This is a genomic window from Achromobacter sp. DMS1 (genome assembly GCF_001270295.1).
The window spans coordinates 1-20,768 of the sequence record NZ_LHSJ01000086.1; the positions used below are offsets into that span (position 1 = coordinate 1).

The window sequence follows — 20,768 nt, forward strand, 5'->3', positions numbered from 1 at the left end:
GGCGCCGCGGGCCGGCCCGACGGCGCGCCCCATGGGCGGGCTTTTCCTGTCCCGGGCGGCCCGCCCGAAGCGGGCGCCCGGCCGCGGGAAGCGGATCAGGGATACAGGCCGCGCACCTGGCGAGCCTGCAGGATGCGCGTGCAAGCCACGATGAACGCGGCGGTGCGCAGGGTCACCTTGTGCTCGCGCGCCACCTGCGACACGGCGGCGTAGGCTTCGCGCATGATGCGCTCCAGGCGCACGTTGATTTCCTCTTCGCTCCAGAAGAAGCTGGAGAAGTCCTGCACCCATTCGAAGTACGACACGGTCACGCCGCCGGCGTTGGCCAGCACGTCGGGCACCACGTACACGCCGTGCTCGAACAGGATGTCGTCCGCTTCGGGCGTGGTGGGGCCGTTGGCGCCTTCGACCACGATGCGGGCGCGCACCTTGGGCGCATTCTCGGCGGTGATCTGGCTTTCCAGGGCAGCCGGGATGAGGAACTCGGTTTCCAGCGTCCAGAATTCCTGCTTGTCCATGGCTTCGCCGCCGGAGAAACCGCCCACGCCGCCATGCTGCGCCACGTAGGCCAGCAGCTTGTGCACGTCCAGTCCGTTGGCGTTGTGCACGGTGCCGGTGTGGTCCTGCACGGCGATCACCTTGGCGCCGGCCTCGTGGAACAGCCGTCCGGCGGTGCCGCCCACGTTGCCGAAGCCCTGCACCACCACGCGGGCGCCGGCCACGTCGATGTTCAGGTCGCGCGCGGCTTCGCAAGCCACCACGAACACGCCCCGGCCGGTGGCTTCCACGCGGCCCAGGCTGCCGCCCAGCGCGATCGGCTTGCCGGTGACGACGCCGGTGGCGGTGGCGCCTTCGTTCATGGAGTAGGTGTCCATCATCCACGCCATGACCTGGGCGTTGGTGTTGACGTCGGGCGCGGGAATGTCCTTGGCCGGGCCGATGATGACGCCGATTTCGGAAGTGTAGCGGCGGGTCACGCGCTCCAGCTCGGCCATGGAAAGCTTGCGGGGATCGACGCGGATGCCACCCTTGGCGCCGCCGTACGGCAGGTTGACCGCCGCGTTCTTGATGGACATCCACGCCGCCAGCGCCATGACTTCGGAGAGGGTCACATCCTGGTGGAAGCGCACGCCGCCCTTGCCCGGACCGCGCGAGGTGTTGTGCTGCACGCGGTAGCCCTCGAAGTGGGCGATGCTGCCGTCGTCCATTTCGATAGGCACGTCCACGATGAGCGAACGCTTGGGACGCTTCAGGGTCTCGACCCAGCGCGCGAGCGGGCCGAGGTACGGCGTGACCCGATCGACTTGTTGCAGGTAATTACCCCAGGGGCCGAGATCGTCGGCATTCAGATAAGACGGCAAGGCGTGGGTGGAGGTTTGAGACATGAGCATGCTCTCCTGACAAAGTTGCGCCATTTTATCCATGAAACCAGTATCGTCCCCATTTTAAAAATAATATTTTAAATAGGGACACAATAATGGACCCGCGGCGGAGCCTGCATCGCCAGTCCCATTCTATGCGCCCGGACGCAAGAAGGCGCTACGCGTAGACCCTGCCTCCAGGAAAACGCGCAGCGCCTTGCGGGGAACGATTTGCGGGGCGCGTTTCCGGCGGCGCCCCGTCGATTTCAGACCGAGAGCAGTTGCCAGGCCAGGCGGGCGGCGGCGCGCGCGCCGTGCCCGTCTATATCGAAGCGCGGGTTGTATTCCGCCAGGTCGGCCAGCCTGAGCTTGCCGCTCGCCTTGACCCGCAGCACGATCTCCTCGATCACGGCCAGCGGCACCCCATAGGGAGCAGGCGCGGACACGCCCGGCATGACGGCGGCCGGCAGCACGTCCAGGTCCACCGTCAGGTAGACGTGGGCCGCGTCGGCCAGCAAGGCGTCCACGTCGGCCAGCCGGTCGGCCAGGTGCCGCTCCTGCATCTCGCGGTCTTCGCGCCACACTGCCCCCACTTCGGCCGCGCGCGCGTAAAGCGCCGGCGTATTGGACAGGCGCGAGACGCCCAGGCAGGCATATTGCAGCGCCTGCCCGCGCGCCTGGCAGTCGGCCGCAATCTGATCGAACGGCGTACCCGAGCTGCCGGGGCGGCCGGTGCGCAAATCGAAGTGGGCGTCGAGGTTGAGCACGAGCACCGGGCCGGCCTGGCCCGCGGCCTGCATCCAGCGGGCCAGCCCCTGGAAGCTGCCCCAGGCGATCTCATGGCCGCCGCCCAGCACCACCGGCCGCGCGCCGTGCCCCAGCAGCGCCGCCAGCCTGGCGGCCAGCCGGTCCTGGGCGTCTTCCAGCGCGTCGCCCGCGCATGCCACGTCGCCGGCATCCAGCAACCGCGTCATGCCGTGCGCGGGCAGCCCCGCCAGATAGCGCCGGATGGCGGCGGCCCGCCGGCGGCGCCGGTGCGTCCCTGGTTGCGGGCCACCCCGGCGTCGCTGGCGAACCCCAACAGCACGGGCTCGCCTGCCTCAGGCAAGCCCGCGGGCTGCACGATGTGCGCCAGGCGGCGCGTGTCGCCGCGTTCGGCGCTGTCGTCGCGCGCGGCCCAAAGGCCGCGGTCGAATTCTCCGCTCATGCCGCCCCCTGCCCCGAGCTGAGCACGGCCTGCAGGAATTCACGCGTGCGCGCCTGCCTGGGCTGACTGAAAATGACCTCGGGCTTGCCGGATTCCAGGATGACGCCGCCGTCCATGACGGCCACCACGTCTGCCACGTCGCGGGCAAAGCCCATTTCGTGCGTGACCACCATCATGGTCATGCCTTCGCGCGCCAGCAGCTTCATGACCTGCAGCACTTCGCCCACCAGTTCCGGGTCCAGCGCCGACGTGGGCTCGTCGAACAGCATGACCTTGGGCTGCATGGCCAGCGCCCGCGCGATGGCCACGCGCTGCTTCTGACCGCCCGACAGGCTGGCCGGCATGGCCGACATCTTCTGGCTCAGCCCCACCTTGGCCAGCAGGTCGGCCGCCAGCGCATTGGCCTGCTCGCGCCCCATGCCGCGCAGCTTGCGCGGGCCCACGGTAACGTTGTCCAGCACCGACAGGTGCGGAAACAGGTTGAACGACTGGAACACCATGCCCACCTGCATGCGCAGCTGGTTGAGCTGGGCCTCGGGCAGCAGCCTGCCGTTGTCCTGCAGGGTCTGCCCGCAGATTTCCACGGTGCCGCCCTGCGCCACTTCCAGGCCGTTGCAGCAGCGCAGCAGCGTGCTCTTGCCCGACCCGCTGGGCCCGATCACCACCACCACCTGCGAAGGCAGCACCTCGAAATCGATGCCGCGCAGCACGGCGTGGTCGCCGTACGATTTGCGCAGCCCGCGGATGCGGATCATTTCTTCGCTCATTGCACCATCCCTCCGGCGCGCAGGCGCTGTTCGACCTTGCGCAAAATCATCATGGTCACGGTCGTCAGCACCAGGTAGATCAGGGCCACCACCAGATACGTCTCCAGCGAGCGGTACGACACGCTGATGATCTTCTGGCCCTCGTGCATCAGGTCATGGATGGTGAGCAGCGACACCAGCGCCGAATTCTTGATCAGCGCGATGAATTCGTTGCCCAGCGGCGGAATCATGCGCACCACCGCCTGGGGCAGGATGATGATGCGCATGGCCTGCCCGGACGACATGCCCAGCGAGCGCGCCGCCTCGGTCTGGCCGCGGTCCACCGACTGGATCGCGCCGCGCACGATTTCCGACACGTAGGCGCCCGAATACATGCCCAGGCCCAGCACGCCGCAGGCGAACGCCGGCAGCGTCACGCCGAACTGCGGCAGGCCGAAGAACCAGATGAACAGCTGCACCAGCAGCGGCGTGCCGCGGAAAAACAGCAGATACGTGCTGCACAGGTTGTAGATGATGCGGTGCCTGGGGTTGAGCCGGCCCACGCCGACCAGCAGGCCGATGACGCAGCCCAGCAGCAAGGCGCCCGCCGTCACCTCGATGGTGACGGCCGCGCCCCGCAGCAGGGCGTCGAAGTCGGCGAAAACGGGAGAGAAATCCAGCATCATTTCGCGGGCGCCTCGAACCACTTGTTGACGATGGCCTGGTAAGTGCCGTCGGCCTTCAGCTTCTGCAGCGCGGCGTTCAGTTCGCGCGTGAGCTCAGGCTTGTTCTTGGGCACGGCGATGCCGTAGTCCTCGGTGGTGATCTGCTCGCCCAGCACGGTGAGATCGGGCGTGCTCTGGGCGAACAGCTTGGCCGCCGGCTTGCCCGTCACGGCGGCATCGGCGCGGCCGATCTGCACCAGGTTGAACATTTCCTGGTTCTTTTCGACTTCCACGCGCTGCACCTTCGGGAAGTGCTCCTTCAGGTAATTGACCGACTTGGTGCCGACCTGCACCGACACCTTGCGGCCGTCCAGGTCTTTGATGGCCTTGACCGGGCCGTCTTTCTTGGTCAGCACGACCAGGCCGCCCGCGTAGTACGGATCGGTGAAATCCACCACCTTGGCGCGGTCCGGCGTGATGTAGATGGCCGAGACGGCGATGTCGGCGCGGCCGGCCTGCAGCGCGGGGATCAGGCCCTTGAAGTCGATGTCGATCCACTCGATTTTCTTGCCCATGGCCTTGCCCAGGGCCTCGACCAGCTCGATGTCGAAACCGGTGCGCTTGCCATCCTTCACGAATTCCATGGGCGGAAAGGTCGCGTCGGTCACCGCGCGCAGGGTTTCCTGGGCATGCGCGGCTCCAGCGCCCCAGGCCAGGCCCAGGGTGACAACAGCGGTAAGCAGTTTGCGGCGGGTAATCATGGTGTAGTCGTCCTTAGGAAAGAGATACGGCGGTTGCGGGCGGTTGAGGCCGGGATGGATAAGGCATCAGGCACTGCGGAACGGTCCGCGGACGGACCGGAAGAAAACAAGGGCGGACGCGCGCATCGGCATGGCGGACTCAATGGCTCTGCAGGCGGGCCGAGATGCGCCGCGCCGCCGCCACCGTCTGGTCGATCAGCGCGTCGGGGCGCTGCGCCGCGCGGGTGGAAGGCGCCATGAGCGTGATCGAGGCCACGGCCTGGTTGGCGCGCTGGAACACCGGCACGCTCACGCCCCAGACTCCCGCGTCCACCTCGCCGTCGGTGACGGCATAGCCGCGCGCCCGGATGGCGTCCAGTTCGGCGGCCAGCGCCTCGGTATCGGCGCCGGTGTCGGCCGCGATGGCGTCCAGGGCCGCCTGGCGCCGGGCCGCGGGCATGAAGGCCATCAGCGACTTGGCCGAGGCGCCGCGCACCAGCGGCAGGCCGCGCCCCTTGACGAAGGAGCAACGCAGCGGATGCTGGCTCTCCACCATATCCAGGCACACGGCCTGGTCTTTCACGGCCACGAGCAGCCCCACGGTTTCTCCGGAAGACGCGGCCAGCGCGTTCATGTCCGGCTGCGCCTCGTGCACCAGGAATGAGGACTGGTCGAACCCCCAGGCGAGCTGCACGCACAGCGGCCCCGGGCCGTATTCGCCTTCGTGCTCGGCCACGAACCCCCAGCGCTTGAGCAGCCCCACCTGCCGGTACAGGGTGCTCTGCGCCAGGCCGGTCTTCTCGGCCAGCGCGGCAATGCTGAGGGGGCCATCGTGCCGGGCCAGCGTGGCCAGCACGTAAAGCACGCGGTCGGCCCCCGCGCCAACGGTGGGATTACGCATAAGAAAAAAGCTGCTCCAGGTTGATGGCGCGCAGATTATCAATTTATGGAGTAGAGAGCATGAAATTTTCCCATTAATCGAGAATATTTAGGGAAAACCCCGAAAATCAGCCGATCCGGTCCGGGCAGGCCGGAGGCAAGAAAGACCCTCGGCGCACCCGCTGCGTTGCTTGCTGCCCCGGGGAGCGTTTTTTGTCTTGGCGCTGCCCGGCAAAAAAAACCGCCCCTGGGGGCGGTCGGCAAACCGATGTGCGGGAGCGCGCCGGTCAGGGCGAGGCGGGCTCGTCGTAGCTGTTGAGCCGCACGCCCGACACGCCCTGCACCCGCGAGCGGTCGGGCCCGGACTCGGGCGCGGCCGCCGCGGCGGCAGGCGCGGGAACGGACTCGGCGACAGGCGCGGCGGCAGGCGCGGCGGCAGGCGCCTCGGCGGCCGGTTCGGCGGCCCCGCCCGCCCGCCGCGCGCGCTTCGCGGCATCGGCGCTGGCGATCCGCCGGCCAGCTCATCGGCCAGCGCCGTGGACTTGCCCATGCGCGCCCAGTCGGCCGCGCTCTGGCCCTTGAGGTCGCGCGTGGTGATGTCGGCGCTGCGTCCAGCAGCAACNGCCGCTGGCCGCCCCTGCGCATGGCCCAGGGAGGGCAGGCGCCGTGCCCGCCCTGGCTGTCCCAGTTGCTGGAACCCCTCGCGCAGGGGCAGGCGCCCGATGTGGGCGGCATGGCCGAATCGCTGGAAAAAGCGCCGCCCGCCGAGTGGATAGACGCCCTGCAGCGCCTGTTCACCGACCTGATGCTGGGCGCGGCGGGCCAGCCACCACGCTATTTTCCGGGGCTGGCCGGTCTTACCGGCAAAGTGGGGACGCGCATGAATGCGGCCCGCGCGGCCGAGGCGGCGCGCTGGCTCACCCGGCAGCGCGCCCTGGCCAGCCATCCCCTGAACGGCAAGCTCTTTGCCCACGCGGCGCTGCAGCGCGTGGTGCTATCCTGCCAGGCATGAACAGGTTCCCCGCGCCCGGGCTGGCGCGGGGGGCCGCGATGCTCCAAATGCTATGTACGTCGATTCCCACTGTCATCTGAATTTTCCCGAACTGGCGGACGACCTGCCCGCCATCCTCGAGCGCATGGCCGCCAACCAGGTCACGCACGCGCTGGTCGTGAGCGTGAACATGCCGGAATGGCCCGGCCTGATCTCGCTGGTGGAGCCGCACGCCAACCTGTGGGCCTCGGTGGGTGTGCACCCGGACTACGAAGACACGCCCGATCCCTCGCCCGAGGAGCTTGCCCGCCTGTCCGGGCATCCCAAGGTGGTCGCCATCGGCGAGACCGGGCTGGACTATTACCGGCTGTCCGAGCCGCTGGACTGGCAGCGCGAGCGGTTCCGGCGCCATATCCGCGCGGCGCGCGATACCGGGCTGCCGCTCATCGTGCACACGCGCGCGTCCGCGGAAGACACGGTGCGCATGCTGCGCGAGGAGAAGGCCGCCGAGGTGGGCGGCGTCATGCACTGTTTTACCGAGAACTGGGACGTCGCCCAGGCTGCGCTGGACCAGAACTTCTACATTTCGCTTTCCGGCATCGTCACCTTCAAGAACGCCCAGGTCGTACACGAAGTGGCCGCCAAGGTGCCGCTGGACCGCCTGCTCATCGAGACCGATTCGCCGTATCTGGCGCCGGTGCCGTACCGCGGCAAGCTGAATGATCCGTCCAAGGTGATTCACGTGGCCGAGAAGATCGCCGACCTGAAGGGAATACCCGTGGCGGACGTGGCGCGCGCGTCCACGGATAATTTCTTCAATCTTTTCAGAAAGATAAAAACATAACTTAATCCATAATATTTAAAGTAATTTCTCAGGAGTTGGCCATGACCCGCGCATCGGCGCTTTCTTTCCGCCTTCTTTCCTGCTGCCGCCGGGGCCTGCTGGCCGTGGCGCTGGCATTGGGCGGGCTGCCCGCGGCGCACGCCGCCAACGCGGCCGACTGGTGGGTGTATGTGGCCAATGACTACCCCGACGACATCCGCGAACTCCTGGCCCAGGGGGCCGACCCCAACGTGCGCTACAAAAACGGCCAGCCCGCCATCATGCGGGCGGTGGCGGACGGCGCCTGGAAGGTTTTCGACGTGCTGGCAGCCGACAAGCGCACCGATCTCAATATCGAGAACCCCGCGGGTGAAACGCCGCTGATGTACCTGGCCATCGCCGGCCAGACCGAGCGCGCGCGCCAGCTCATCGCGCGCGGCGCGCAGGTCAACCGGCTGGGATGGACGCCGCTGCACTACGCGGCCTCGAAAGGGCAACTGGGCGTGGCGAAGCTGCTTCTCGAAAAGCGCGCCTTGGTCAATGCGCCTTCGCCGGACGGGGCCACGCCGCTCATGATGGCCGCGCTCTCGGGCAGCCGCCCCATGGTGCAGTTGCTGCTGGACGCAGGCGCCGACATCACCACGCGCGACCTCAAGGGCCAGAGCGCGGCCGACTGGGCGCGCATGGGCAAGTCCACGGCGCTGGCCGATGAGCTGGCCGGCGGATCGCCAGCGCCGATGCCGCCAAGCGCGCGCGCCGGGCGGGCGGGGCCGCCGAACCGGCCGCCGAGGCGCCTGCCGCCGCGCCTGCCGCCGCGCCTGTCGCCGAGTCCGTTCCCGCGCCTGCCGCCGCGGCGGCCGCGCCCGAGTCCGGGCCCGACCGCTCGCGGGTGCAGGGCGTGTCGGGCGTGCGGCTCAACAGCTACGACGAGCCCGCCTCGCCCTGACCGGCGCGCTCCCGCACATCGGTTTGCCGACCGCCCCCAGGGGCGTTTTTTTTGCCGGGCAGCGCCAAGACAAAAAACGCTCCCCGGGGCAGCAAGCAACGCAGCGGGTGCGCCGAGGGTCTTTCTTGCCTCCGGCCTGCCCGGACCGGATCGGCTGATTTTCGGGGTTTTCCCTAAATATTCTCGATTAATGGGAAAATTTCATGCTCTCTACTCCATAAATTGATAATCTGCGCGCCATCAACCTGGAGCAAGTTGGCGCCCGAACCCTGGGCTTGCGCATCGGTCACGGTGCTTTCGACCGGCGGGTCATAATAGCCCTCGGTCTTTTGCTGGGCGCAGCCTGTCATGCCCAGCGCCGCGCCCACCAGCAGCAGTCCGGTAATGCCTGGTTTGCGGGGGCGGGTAAGGTATTCTGCGCGCGCGGTCATGGCAGCTTGTCCGGTGAGTTGAGTCTGTCTCCGATTTTACGCATTTATGCGAAGATTCGGAGAGATTTCCCCGTTGCAATCGAGGTCCGCGGGCTTACGCCATTCTCCTGTATGCACAATTTACGACACGCGCCGGCGGGAGGTCCCGCCGTTGCGCGCAACGGCTCGAAGCGGGCGCGCGCGGCGGCCCGCGCGGCGTGGGCGCAATGACGCTCTGGCACGAAGCCGCCGTCCCGCTTGCCTGGTTTGTCGCGGCCGCCGCGCTGCTCGGCCTGGCAGTGGGCAACGGCCTTGCCGTCCTGAGCCGCCGGCTGCCGCGCGCCATGGAGCGCGAGTGGCAGGCCCAGATCGACGAGGCGGCGGGAGGCGCGGCGCGCGCCGCCGCTGCGCGCTGCGCGCCGCCCGCGCCTTGCCCGCAATGTGAATCCTGGAGGCCCTGGGGCGCGCGCCTGCCCCTGGCGAGCTGGCGCCGCCGTGAAGACTGCCCGGGCTGCGGCGCGCGCGCAGGCTGGCGTTATCCTGTGCTGGAAACGCTGTCCTGCCTGCTGTTCGCCGCCTGCGCATGGCGCTTCGGCCCGGCGCCCATCGCGCTGTGCGCCATGGCGCTGGTGGCGGCGCTGCTGCTGCTGGCCGATCGATATCGAAACCTCGCTGCTGCCCGACGCGCTGACGCTGCCGCTGCTCTGGGGCGGACTGCTGGTCAACCTCGACGGCGGGTTCACCTCGCTGCGCATGGCGGTGCTGGGCGCGGCCGCGGGCTATGGGTTCCTGTGGCTGGTGTTCCATGTCTTTCGCCTGTGCACGGGCCGCGAAGGCATGGGATTCGGCGATTTCAAGCTGCTGGCCGCGCTGGGCGCCTGGTTCGGCCTGGAGGCACTGCCGCTGCTGCTTCTGGCGGCGTCGCTGGCGGGGGTGCTGGGAGCGGAGCGCTGGCGCTGCACGGCCGCGCGGCGCGCGGGCAGGCCCTGCCGTTCGGGCCGTATCTGGCGCTGGCGGGGCTGGCGGTGCTGTTCCTGGGCGGCGAGCCCGGCCTGTGGCGCATTCTCTGACGTAGCGGGAGGACACATGTACAAGATCGGCCTGACGGGCGGCATCGGATCGGGCAAGACGCGCGTGGCGGACATGCTCGGCGAATGGGGCGCATCCATCGTGGATACCGACGAGATCGCGCGCGCGCTGTGCGGGCGGCGCGGCCATGCCCGCCCTGGCGCGCGAGTTCGGCCCCGGCGCGGTGGCTGCCGACGGCTCGCTCGACCGGGCCTGGATGCGCGCGCGCGTATTCGCCGATCCGCAGGCGCGGCAACGGCTCGAAGGCATTCTGCATCCGCTCATCGGCCGCGAAACCGAGCGCCAGGCGCAGGCCGCGCGCGGCGCGTACCTGGTGTTCGTCGTGCCGCTGCTGGTGGACCGCTGCCGCGCTGGAGGCCGCGGCTGGACCGCATCTGCGTGGTCGATTGCGACCCCGACACGCAGGTGGCGAGGGTGCGGGCCCGCAGCGGGCTGACGGAGGCTGCCATCCGGCGTATCATGGCGGCACAGGCTGCGCGGGCAAGCCGGCTGGAAGCCGCCGACGACATCATCGTCAACGATGGCGCCACCACGCCGGAGCAATTGCGCGCGCAGGCAAAAGACCTGCATGACCGCTGGTTGACACTGGCGAGCGCCACGGGCCGGTGAACCGCGGGTTCGGCCGGGCTCTCATCTCGACCTCCGGCTGCCGGCCGATTCACTACTGACGGGCCTGTATCAAGCGTGATTGTTTTCGAATACCCCTTCAATGAGCGCATCCGTGCGTATCTGCGGCTGGAATACCTGTTCGACAGGCTGTTCTTCTTTGCGCGCGAGGGAGATTCCAGACAGCACCAGGTCGCGGTCGCCTCGCTTTTCGATCTGCTCGACGCCTGCGAGCGCACCGACGTGAAAAGCGCGCTGCTGCAGGACCTGGAGCGCAGCGTCTGGCGCTGGTCGGGCTGCGCGAGCACCCCGGCGTGGCGCAGGACGCGCTCGAAAGCATGCTGCGCGAAATGGAAAAAGTCAGCGCCGCGCTGGCCGCGCCCGGCAAGACGGGCCAGTCGCTGCGTGAAAACGAATGGCTGACCAGCCTGCGGGGGCGGCTCACCGTGCCCGGCGCCGCCACCCAGGTCGACATGCCTTCTTACTATGCCTGGCAGCACAAATCCGAGGCCGCGCGCTGCGCCGACCTGCAGAACTGGATCGCTCCCTTCATTCCCCTGTACGACGGCCTGACGCTGGCCCTGCGGCTGCTGCGCGAATCCGGCCGCAAGACGGACGTGGTGGCCGAGGCGGGCGCATACCAGCAGATGCTGGGCGGCAAGCAGTACCAGCTCCTGCGCGTCTGGGTCGACCGCGCCACCGGCGCCTTTCCCGAGATCAGCGCCAACAAGTACATGGTCTGGATACGCTTTTCCACCCAGGACGGCGAGTTCAAGCCCCAGCAGGTTGCGCGCGACATTCCATTCCAGATGACGCTTTGCGCGGTGTGAATGGGGCCCGCCCCGTAGCGCCTTCGGTGCTTCCCCCCACCCCCCGAGGGCGGCGCCGGTTCTTGTGGACGGGATGCGCAATTGCGGGAAGACACTGGCGCTCTGCGGCGTTCCGGGTCGGTCATTCTTGAGGGAGCCGGTCGGCAGCGGGCATGCGCGGGTCGGCGGGTAGAGTGTCCCCAATTTTCTTGTGTTTTCAGCCGCTTGCGGGGGCGGATTCCTGTTGCGGGGTATTTCAGCGACGGAGCGCGGCGGGGCAATTCAGGATCGGGTAGTAGACAATACGGCTTTCTCCGACCGAGCCCATACGCAAGCGATGTCCGATAGCCGTTCTGTTGACACCCCTTCCCGCCGTTGGAGCCGAGGCCGCATCGTCGGCCTGCTCGTGGTCCTGCTCGTCGTGGCCGGCATTGCCTGGCTGGTGCTGCGGCCTTCGTCCCGCTCCGGGGGGCAGGGATTCGGGCCGCGGGGCGGCATGGCGGGCATGCCCAGCATGGCGGTGCCGGTGCGGGTGGCCAGCGCCGTCACCCAGGACATCGACATCTACCTGAAGTCGCTGGGCACGGTGACGGCCTACAACACCGTGACGGTGCGCAGCCGGGTGAGCGGCGAGCTGGTCGAGGTGGCTTTCCAGGAAGGCCAGAAGGTGAAGGCGGGCGACCTGCTGGCCCAGGTGGACCCGCGCGCGTTCCAGGTGGCGCTGGCGCAGGCGCAGGGGCAGCAGATGCAGAACCTGGCCCAGCTCGAGAACGCGCGCCGCGACCTGCAGCGCTACCAGACCCTCTACAAGCAGGACTCCATTGCGCGGCAGCAGGTCGATACCCAGGCCGCGCTGGTCCGCCAGTACGAAGGCTCGGTCAAGAGCGACCAGGCCAACGTGGACAATGCCAAGCTTCAGCTCGAGTACGCGCGCATTACCGCGCCCATCAGCGGGCGGCTGGGCCTGCGCCAGGTCGACAAGGGCAACCTGGTGTCGAGCGCCGACACCAACGGGCTGGTGGTCATTACCCAGACCCAGCCGATCTCGGTGGTGTTCACGCTGCCCGAGACGCAGCTGCCCGAAGTGCGCGAGCAGCTTGCGGCCGGCCGCAAGCTGGCGGTGGACGCCTACGACCGCGCCGACACGCACCGTATCGCCACCGGCACGCTGGAAACCCTGGACAACCAGATCGACGTCACCACCGGCACGCTCAAGCTCAAGGCGCGTTTCGACAACGAAGACGATGCGCTGTTTCCCAACCAGTTCGTCAACGCCCGCCTGCACGTGACCACGCGCAAGAACGCCACCGCCATCCCCGTGGCCGCCGTGCAGCAGGGCTCGGCCGGCTCGTATGTGTTCCTGGTCCAGGAAGACAACACCGTGCAGGTGCGCCAGGTGAAGCTGGGGCCGATCAACGGCGGCATGGTGGCCGTGAACGAGGGGCTGAAGCCGGGCGACCGCGTGGTGACCGAGGGCACCGACCGCCTGCGCGCGGGGGCCAAGGTCGAGGTGGTGACCAGTTCCGACGTGATCCCGTCGTCCTCCGACCAGAACCTGGGCGCCGGGGCGCCGGCGGGCACCACGCCGGCCACGCGGCCGCGCTCGCGCCATGGGGCGGGCGAACGGCCCCAGGGCGGCCAGGGAGGCGCCGGCCCGGGCGGCAACGCGCCGGCCAGCGGCAATGCGCCGGCCGCCGGCAACGCGCCGGCCAACACCAACGCGCCCGCTTCCAGGTAAGCCGCCGTGAGTCCGTCGCGCCTGTTCATCCTGCGGCCGGTGGCCACCACGCTTTCCATGGTGGCCATCCTGATCGCGGGGTTCATCGCCTACCGCCTGTTGCCCGTGTCGGCGCTGCCGGAGGTGGACTACCCCACCATCCAGGTCGTCACCTTGTACCCGGGCGCCAGCCCGGACGTGATGACCTCGCTGGTCACTTCGCCCCTGGAGCGGCAGTTCGGGCAGATGCCCGGCCTGAACCAGATGTCGTCGACCAGCTCGGGCGGCGCGTCGGTCATCACCCTGCAGTTCAACCTCTCGCTGTCGCTGGACGTGGCCGAACAGCAGGTGCAGGCGGCCATCAATGCGGCGTCCAACCTGCTGCCCGGCGATCTGCCGGTGCCGCCCACGTACAACAAGGTGAACCCGGCCGACGCGGCGGTGCTGACGCTGGCCGTGACCTCGCCCACCATGCCGCTGCCCCAGGTGCGCGACCTGGTGGATACGCGCGCGGCACAGAAGCTGTCGCAGATTCCCGGCGTGGGGCTGGTGAGCGTGGCGGGCGGCCAGCGTCCCGCCGTGCGCGTGCAGGTGAATCCGCAGGCGCTGGCCGCCAACGGGCTGTCGCTGTCCGACCTGCGCACCGCCGTGGTGGGCGCCAACGTCAATCAGCCCAAGGGCAATCTGGACGGGCCGCTGCGTTCCACCACCATCAACGCCAACGACCAGCTCAAGACGCCCACCGACTACAACGATCTCATCATCGCGTACAAGAACAATGCGCCGCTGCGCCTGTCGGACGTGGCGCGCGCCGTGGAAGGCGCGGAGGACGTGCGCCAGGCGGCATGGGTGGGCGACAAGCCGGCCATCCTGCTCAACATCCAGCGCCAGCCCGGCGCCAACGTGATCGAGGTGGTGGACCGCGTGCGGGCGCTGCTGCCACAGTTGCGGGCCGCGCTGCCGGCCACGCTCGACCTCACCGTGGTGTCCGACCGCACCCAGACCATCCGCGACTCGGTGGACGACGTGCAGTTCGAGATGCTGCTGGCCATCGCGCTGGTGGTGATGGTGACCTTCGTCTTCCTGCGCAGCCTGACGGCCACGCTGATTCCCAGCGTGGTGGTGCCGCTGTCGCTGGTGGGCACCTTCGGCATCATGTACCTGGCGGGGTTCTCCATCAACAACCTCACCCTCATGGCGCTCACCATCGCCACGGGCTTCGTGGTGGACGACGCCATCGTGATGATCGAGAACATCGCGCGCCACATCGAAGAGGGCGAGACGCCATTGCAGGCCGCGCTCAAGGGCGCTTCGCAGATCGGGTTCACGCTGATCTCGCTCACCTTCTCGCTGATCGCGGTGCTGATCCCGCTGCTCTTCATGCAGGAAGTGGTGGGCCGGCTGTTCCGCGAGTTCGCCGTCACCCTGGCCGTGGCCATCCTGATCTCGCTGGTGGTGTCGCTGTCGCTCACGCCGATGATGTGCGCGCGGCTGCTGCGCGCCGAGTCGGAGCAGAAGCACGGGCGCTTCCACCAGATGACGGGGGTCTTCATCGACCGCGTCATCGCGGGCTACGACCGCATGCTGCAGGTCGTGCTGCGCCACCAGCCGCTGACCCTGCTGGTGGCGCTGGCCACGTTCGCCCTGACCGTGCTGCTGTACATCCTCATTCCCAAGGGGTTCTTCCCGCAGCAGGACACCGGCCTCATCCAGGCCATTACCCAGGCGCCGCAGTCGATCTCGTTTACCGCGATGTCCGAGCGGCAGCGCGAGGCGGCGCGCCTGGTGCTGGAAGACCCGGACGTCGAGGCGGTGTCGTCGTTCATCGGCGTGGACGGCAGCAACCCCACGCTGAGCGCGGGCCGCATGCAGATCGCGCTCAAGCCACAGGCCGAGCGGCAGGGCAACCTTGCGGAAGTCATGGAGCGCCTGCGCCAGTCGCTCTCGCGCCAGAACGGCCTCACGGTGTACATGCAGCCGGTGCAGGATCTCACCATCGAAGACCGCGTCAGCCGCACGCAGTACCAGATGACGCTTTCCAACCCCGACCTGTCGGTGCTGAGCCTGTGGACGCCCAGGCTGGTGGAGCGCCTGAGCCAGATGCCCGGCCTGAAGGACGTGACCGACGACCTCCAGGACGAGGGCCTGCAGACCTGGGTGGAAATAGACCGGGACGCCGCCTCGCGCCTGGGCATCACCGCCTCCGTGATCGACGAGGCGCTGTACAACGCCTTCGGCCAGCGCCTCATCAGCACCATCTTCACCCAGTCCAACCAGTACCGCGTGGTGCTGGAAGTGCAGCCGCAGTTCCAGATGACGCCCTCCGCGCTGGGCCAGCTGCACGTGCCCACTTCCTCGGGCGGACAGGTGCCGCTGTCGTCGGTGGCGCGCATCACCGAGGGCAAGACCGTGCTGGCCGTGAACCGGCTGGACCAGTTCCCCATGGTGACGGTGTCGTTCAACCTGGCGCCCGGCGCCTCGCTGTCGGACGCGGTGGAGGCCATCAAGGCGGCCGAGACGGAAATCGGCCTGCCCGCCAGCGTGGAGACGCGCTTCCAGGGCGCGGCGCTGGCGTTCCAGAATTCGCTGTCCAGCACGCTGCTGCTGATCCTGGCCGCCGTCGTCACCATGTACATCGTGCTGGGCGTGCTGTACGAAAGCTACATCCATCCCATCACCATTCTCTCGACGCTGCCCTCGGCCGGCGTGGGCGCGCTCCTGGCGCTGCTCATCAGCGGCACCGAGCTCGACATGATCGGCATCATCGGCATCATCCTGCTGATCGGCATCGTGAAGAAGAACGCCATCATGATGATCGACTTCGCGCTGGACGCCGAGCGCAAGCGCGGCCTGCCGCCGCGCGAAGCCATCCACGAGGCTGCGCTGCTGCGCTTTCGCCCGATTCTCATGACCACGCTGGCCGCCCTGTTCGGCGCGCTGCCGCTGATGCTGTCCACCGGCACCGGCGCGGAGCTGCGCCAGCCCCTGGGCCTGGTGATGGTGGGCGGCCTGCTGGTGTCGCAGGTGCTCACGCTCTTCACCACGCCGGTCATCTACCTGATGTTCGACCGCTTCGCGCGGCGTAGCGGCGCGGCGCGGCCGGCCGGTCGCGCCGGAGAGGTTTCATGATCCTGTCGGCGCCGTTCATCGCCCGGCCGGTCGCGACCACGCTGCTGAGCCTGGCGGTCGTGCTGGCCGGCATGCTGGCGTTTTTCCTGCTGCCGGTCGCGCCCTTGCCGCAGGTGGACATCCCCACGATCTCGGTGTCGGCCAGCCTGCCGGGCGCCAGCCCGGAAACCATGGCGTCCAGCGTGGCCACGCCGCTGGAGCGCTCGCTGGGCAGCATCGCGGGCGTGACGGAAATGACGTCGAGCAGCTCGCAGGGGTCCACCCGCATCACCCTGCAGTTCGACCTGAGCCGCGACATCGACGGCGCGGCCCGCGACGTGCAGGCCGCCATCAACGCGGCTCGCTCGCTGCTGCCGACCAGCCTGCGCAGCAATCCGACCTACCACAAGGCCAATCCGTCGGATGCGCCCATCATGACGCTGGCCATGACCTCCGACACGCTGTCGCTGGGCCAGCTTTACGACGTGGCCTCGACCATCGTGGCGCAGAAGCTGTCGCAGGTGGACGGCGTAGGCGAGGTGACGGTGGGCGGCAGCTCGCTGCCCGCCGTGCGCGTCACCGTGCTGCCGGGGGCGCTGGCCAACCGCGGCGTCTCGCTCGACGAAGTGCGTACAGCGCTGTCCAACGCCAACGCCAACCGGCCCAAGGGCGTGCTGGAGAACGACCGCTACCACTGGCAGATCATGGCCAGCGACCAGCTCAGCCGCGCCGAGCAGTACCGGCCGCTCATCGTGGCCTGGCGCGACGGCGCGCCGGTGCGGCTGTCGGACGTGGCCAAGGTCGAGGACTCGGTCGAAGACCTGTATCAGACCGGCTTCTACAACGACCGCAAGGCCATTCTCATGATCGTGCGCCGGCAGGCCGACGCCAATATCATCGAAACCGTGGACGCGGTGCGCGCGCAGTTGCCCACGCTGCTGGCGCTGATGCCGGCCGACGTGACGCTCAGCGTGGCGCAGGACCGCACGCCCAGCATCCGCGCCTCGCTGCACGAGGCCGAACTGACGCTGGTGATCGCCGTGGGCCTGGTGGTGCTGGTGGTGCTGCTGTTCCTGCGGCGCTGGCGCGCCGCGCTGATTCCCAGCATCGCGGTGCCGGTGTCGCTGATCGGCACGTTCTGCATCATGTACCTGTGCGGCTTCACGCTGAACACCATTTCGCTGATGGCGCTCATCGTGGCCACGGGCTTCGTGGTGGACGACGCCATCGTGGTGCTCGAGAACATCATGCGCCACGTGGAGAACGGCATGTCGCCCATGCGGGCGGCGCTGCGGGGCTCGCGCGAAGTGGGCTTCACCGTGCTTTCCATGAGCCTGTCGCTGGTGGCGGTGTTCATCCCCATCCTGCTGATGGGCGGGGTGGTGGGGCGCCTGTTCCGGGAGTTCGCGGTCACGCTGTCGGCGGCCATCATGGTGTCGCTCGTGGTGTCGCTCACCCTCACGCCCATGATGTGCGCGCGCCTGCTGCGCCCCGCGCCGGAACAGCACCGGCCGCCGGCCCGCTGGCGCGCTGGGCCGAGCGCGGCTTCGCCGCCATGCAGGACGGCTACCGGCGCAGCCTGGCCTGGGCGCTGGCGCACGGCCGTCTGATGATGCTCTCGCTGGCCTGCGCCATCGGGCTCAATGTCTACCTGTACGCCGTGGTGCCCAAGGGGTTCTTTCCGCAGCAGGACACGGGCCAGATCCTGGGCTTCTTCCGGGTGGACCAGGGCACCTCGTTCCAGGCCACCGTGCCCAAGCTCGACGCGCTGCGCCAGGTTGTGCTGGCCGACCCCGCCGTGCAGAGCATGACCGGCTATGCCGGCGGGCGCGGCGGCAGCAACAGCAGCTTCATGCAGATTCAGCTCAAGCCGCTGGAGGAGCGCAAGGTGTCGGCCGACGTGGTCATCAACCGCCTGCGCGGCCGGCTGCAGAACATGCCGGGCGCGCGCATGTTCCTGGTGTCGCAGCAGGACATCCGCATCGGCGGGCGCCAGAGCCAGGGTTCGTACTCCTACACGCTCATGTCGGGCGACCTGCAGCTCCTGCGCGCCTGGATGCCCAAGGTGCAGCAGGCCATGGCGCGGCTGCCCGAGATCACGGACGTGGACACCGACGTGGAAGACAAGGGCCGCGAGATCAACCTCGTCATCGACCGCGAAGCGGCCACCCGACTGGGCGTGAGCATGGCCACCATCTCGGCCGTGCTGAACAACTCGTTCAGCCAGCGGCAGGTTTCGGTGATGTACGGGCCGCTCAACCAGTACCACGTGGTGATGGGCGTGGAGCCGCGCTTTGCGCAGGACATCGATTCGCTCAAGCAGGTCGAGGTGATCACCTCGGAGGGCGCGCGCGTGCCGCTGTCCGCCTTCACGCGCTTCGAGTACGCCAACGCGCCGCTGAGCGTGCAGCACCAGGGGCTGTTCGTGGCCGATACGGTGTCCTTCAGCCTGGCGCCCGGCGTGTCGCTGGGCCAGGCCACGGCCGCACATCGACGCCGCCGTGGCGCGCCTGGGCCTGCCATCCGACCAGATCCAGGCCGGCTTCCAGGGCACGGCCGCCGCCCTGCAGCAGACGCTGTCGCAGCAGCCCTGGCTGATCCTGGCCGCGCTGGTCACCATGTACATCGTGCTGGGCATTCTGTATGAGAGTTTCGTGCATCCGCTCACGATTCTCTCCACACTGCCTTCGGCGGGCCTGGGGGCGCTGCTGGCGCTGCAGGTGCTGCGCTACGATTTCACGCTGATCGCGCTGATCGGGGTGTTCCTGCTCATCGGCATCGTCAAGAAGAACGCCATCATGATGGTGGATTTTGCGCTGGAGGCCGAGCGCGGGCAGGGCATGGCGCCGCGCGAGGCCATCTTCCAGGCCTGCCTGACGCGCTTCCGTCCCATCATGATGACCACCATGGCCGCCATCTTCGGCGCGCTGCCCCTGGTGCTGGCCACCGGGGCGGGCGTGGAGATGCGCCAGCCGCTGGGCATTACCATTGTGGGCGGCCTGGTGCTCAGCCAGATCCTCACGCTTTACACCACGCCGGTGGTTTATCTCTACCTGGACCGTTTCCGCCTGTGGGCCGCGCGCGGGCGCGCCCGCCAGGACGGCGCGGCCGCAACACCAGAACAACCATGATCGACCACGCCAAGCCGCAACCTCGAACTCCTTCCGTCCGGGCCGCTTCGGCCGGCGCTGCCCGGACCGCGCTGACGCGGGCGTCCTGGCCGCGGTGGCTGTGCGCGGCGCTGGGCGCCTGCGCCGTGGGGCCGGACTACCAGCGGCCGTGCTGGACGTGGGGCGCCGCCTACAAGGAGGGTCAGGACGCGGTGCCGGGCTGGAAGCGCGCCGAGCCGCGCGACCAGGCCGAGCGCGGCCAGTGGTGGCGGGTGTACGACGACCCGGTGCTCGACAGCCTGGTGGACCGGCTCAACGCCTCGAACCAGACCATCGCGCAGGCCGAAGCCAACTACCGCGAGGCCATCGCCCTGGTGCGCAACGCGCGCGCCGGATTCTTCCCCACGGTGGGCGCGTCGGCGGGCGTGACCCGCTCCGGCAGCGGCGGAGGGCAGAGCGGCTCCTCGTCGGTGTCGGGCAGCCAGGTGTCCAACCAGTACACCCTGGCCGGCAGCGTGAGCTGGGAGCTGGATGTCTGGGGCAAGGTGCGGCGCTCGGTGGAGGCATCCCAGGCCAGCGCCTCGGCCAGCCTGGCGGACCTTGCCGCCACGCGCCTGAGCGCTCAGGCGGCGCTGGTGACGGCCTATCTGCAGTTGCGCGTGCTCGACGAGCAGAAGCGCCTGCTCGAAGACACGGTGGCCGCTTACGAGCGTTCGCTGCAGCTCACGCAGAACCGCTACGCGGCCGGGGTGGCCGGCCTGTCGGACGTGGCCGTGGCGCGCACCCAGCTCGAAAGCACCCGCGCGCAGTCGCTGGACCTGGACTGGCAGCGCGGCCAGTACGAGCACGCCATCGCGGTGCTGATGGGGCAGGCGCCTTCGCGTTTTTCGCTGGCGGCCAGGCCGTTTACGCTGCAATTGCCCGAGATTCCGCTCAGCCTGCCGTCGGAACTGCTGGAGCGGCGGCCCGACGTGGCGGCGGCCGAGCGGCGCGCCGCGGCGGCCAACGCGCAGATCGGCGTGGCGCAGTCGGCCTGGTTTCCCAGCCTGACGCTGTCGGCCGACGGCGGCTTTCGCAACGGGCAGTTCGCCGAGCTGCTGACCGCGCCGGCGAGCTTCTGGTCGCTCGGCCCGGCGCTGGCGATGACGATCTTCGACGGCGGCGCGCGCCAGTCGCAGATCGAGCAGGCGCGGGCGGCCTACGACGCGCAGGCCGCCGCCTACCGGCAGGCCGCGCTCACCGGCCTGCGCGAGGTGGAAGACTATCTCATCCTGCTGCGCGTGCTGGCCGATGAGCAGACGGTGCAGCGCCGCGCGCTGGAGGCGGCGCGCGAATCGCTGCGCCTGATCCAGAACCAGTATCAGGCCGGCATGGTGGACTACCTGAGCGTGGCCACCGTGGAGGCGGCCGCGCTGAGCAGCGAGCGCAACGCGCTCAGCCTGCTGAGCAACCGGCTGGTGGCCAGCGTGAATCTCATCGTGGCCCTGGGCGGCGGCTGGGAGGGGCTGGNCCCTGACCCGCCGCCGCCGGCCCCCCGCGCCCGGCGGTGGGATAATACGAA

9 protein-coding genes and 8 pseudogenes are annotated in these 20,768 nt (G+C 68.9%); 10 read left to right on the forward strand and 7 right to left on the reverse strand.

Annotated elements, in window-relative coordinates; genetic code table 11:
- Positions 1-95 precede the first annotated feature (95 nt).
- The 6 genes and pseudogenes from AD428_RS11965 to AD428_RS11990 form a co-directional block, all read right to left on the reverse strand.
- Positions 96-1,385, reverse strand: coding sequence for a Glu/Leu/Phe/Val family dehydrogenase (locus tag AD428_RS11965; protein ID WP_053245327.1), 1,290 nt, complete (start codon positions 1,383-1,385; stop codon positions 96-98).
- A gap of 242 nt (positions 1,386-1,627) precedes the next feature.
- Positions 1,628-2,568, reverse strand: a pseudogene (hutG, locus tag AD428_RS11970) (formimidoylglutamase).
- Entirely contained in the window at positions 2,565-3,335 is a 771-nt protein-coding gene (locus tag AD428_RS11975) for an amino acid ABC transporter ATP-binding protein (RefSeq protein WP_152968064.1), read from the reverse strand. The pseudogene hutG and the gene AD428_RS11975 overlap by 4 nt, the downstream one beginning before the upstream one ends.
- Positions 3,332-4,000, reverse strand: coding sequence for an amino acid ABC transporter permease (locus tag AD428_RS11980; protein WP_053245307.1), 669 nt, complete (start codon positions 3,998-4,000; stop codon positions 3,332-3,334). The genes AD428_RS11975 and AD428_RS11980 overlap by 4 nt, the downstream gene beginning before the upstream one ends.
- Positions 3,997-4,740, reverse strand: coding sequence for a glutamine ABC transporter substrate-binding protein (locus AD428_RS11985; protein WP_053245308.1), 744 nt, complete (start codon positions 4,738-4,740; stop codon positions 3,997-3,999). The genes AD428_RS11980 and AD428_RS11985 overlap by 4 nt, the downstream gene beginning before the upstream one ends.
- Positions 4,741-4,879: 139 nt before the next feature.
- Positions 4,880-5,620 (reverse strand): IclR family transcriptional regulator, encoded by a 741-nt coding sequence (locus AD428_RS11990; RefSeq protein WP_053245309.1) that lies wholly within the window; start codon positions 5,618-5,620, stop codon positions 4,880-4,882.
- Between the two features lie 601 nt (positions 5,621-6,221).
- Between AD428_RS11990 and AD428_RS11995 the strand changes: the two are divergent.
- The 3 genes and pseudogenes from AD428_RS11995 to AD428_RS12005 all read left to right on the forward strand — a co-directional run.
- A pseudogene (locus AD428_RS11995) lies at positions 6,222-6,610 on the forward strand (DNA polymerase III subunit delta'); the annotation flags it as partial.
- Positions 6,611-6,662: 52 nt separating this feature from the next.
- Positions 6,663-7,433: a TatD family hydrolase gene (locus tag AD428_RS12000; RefSeq protein ID WP_053245310.1), complete on the forward strand. Its 771-nt coding sequence runs from the start codon at positions 6,663-6,665 to the stop codon at positions 7,431-7,433.
- 41 nt (positions 7,434-7,474) lie between these two features.
- Positions 7,475-8,358, forward strand: a pseudogene (locus AD428_RS12005) (ankyrin repeat domain-containing protein).
- 257 nt (positions 8,359-8,615) lie between these two features.
- Here the strand turns inward: AD428_RS12005 and AD428_RS12010 are convergent.
- Positions 8,616-8,789, reverse strand: a pseudogene (locus AD428_RS12010) (copper resistance protein NlpE N-terminal domain-containing protein); the annotation flags it as partial.
- A gap of 206 nt (positions 8,790-8,995) precedes the next feature.
- On the opposite strand from AD428_RS12010, the pseudogene AD428_RS24900 reads away from it, so the two are divergent.
- The 7 genes and pseudogenes from AD428_RS24900 to AD428_RS12040 all read left to right on the forward strand — a co-directional run.
- Positions 8,996-9,838: pseudogene (locus tag AD428_RS24900) on the forward strand (prepilin peptidase).
- A gap of 16 nt (positions 9,839-9,854) precedes the next feature.
- Positions 9,855-10,466: pseudogene (gene coaE, locus AD428_RS12015) on the forward strand (dephospho-CoA kinase).
- 75 nt (positions 10,467-10,541) lie between these two features.
- A pseudogene (gene zapD / locus AD428_RS12020) lies at positions 10,542-11,293 on the forward strand (cell division protein ZapD).
- A 316-nt stretch (positions 11,294-11,609) separates the two neighbouring features.
- Positions 11,610-13,010: an MdtA/MuxA family multidrug efflux RND transporter periplasmic adaptor subunit gene (locus AD428_RS12025; protein WP_082308378.1), complete on the forward strand. Its 1,401-nt coding sequence runs from the start codon at positions 11,610-11,612 to the stop codon at positions 13,008-13,010.
- A gap of 6 nt (positions 13,011-13,016) precedes the next feature.
- Positions 13,017-16,118: an MdtB/MuxB family multidrug efflux RND transporter permease subunit gene (locus AD428_RS12030; protein ID WP_053245312.1), complete on the forward strand. Its 3,102-nt coding sequence runs from the start codon at positions 13,017-13,019 to the stop codon at positions 16,116-16,118.
- Positions 16,115-19,228 (forward strand): annotated as a pseudogene (locus AD428_RS29490) (multidrug efflux RND transporter permease subunit). The gene AD428_RS12030 and the pseudogene AD428_RS29490 overlap by 4 nt, the downstream one beginning before the upstream one ends.
- Positions 19,225-20,716: efflux transporter outer membrane subunit (locus AD428_RS12040; RefSeq protein WP_152968065.1), on the forward strand; the 1,492-nt coding region annotated here is incomplete at its 3' end. The pseudogene AD428_RS29490 and the gene AD428_RS12040, both read left to right, overlap by 4 nt.
- Between the last annotated feature and the right edge of the window lie 52 nt (positions 20,717-20,768).

Coding starts and splice junctions, on each gene's coding strand:
- AD428_RS11965 (WP_053245327.1), bottom strand. CDS start 1,385: ATGTCTCAAACCTCCACCCACGCCTTGCCGTCTTATCTGAATGCCGAC.
- AD428_RS11975 (WP_152968064.1), bottom strand. CDS start 3,335: ATGAGCGAAGAAATGATCCGCATCCGCGGGCTGCGCAAATCGTACGGC.
- AD428_RS11980 (WP_053245307.1), bottom strand. CDS start 4,000: ATGATGCTGGATTTCTCTCCCGTTTTCGCCGACTTCGACGCCCTGCTG.
- AD428_RS11985 (WP_053245308.1), bottom strand. CDS start 4,740: ATGATTACCCGCCGCAAACTGCTTACCGCTGTTGTCACCCTGGGCCTG.
- AD428_RS11990 (WP_053245309.1), bottom strand. CDS start 5,620: ATGCGTAATCCCACCGTTGGCGCGGGGGCCGACCGCGTGCTTTACGTG.
- AD428_RS12000 (WP_053245310.1), top strand. CDS start 6,663: ATGTACGTCGATTCCCACTGTCATCTGAATTTTCCCGAACTGGCGGAC.
- AD428_RS12025 (WP_082308378.1), top strand. CDS start 11,610: ATGTCCGATAGCCGTTCTGTTGACACCCCTTCCCGCCGTTGGAGCCGA.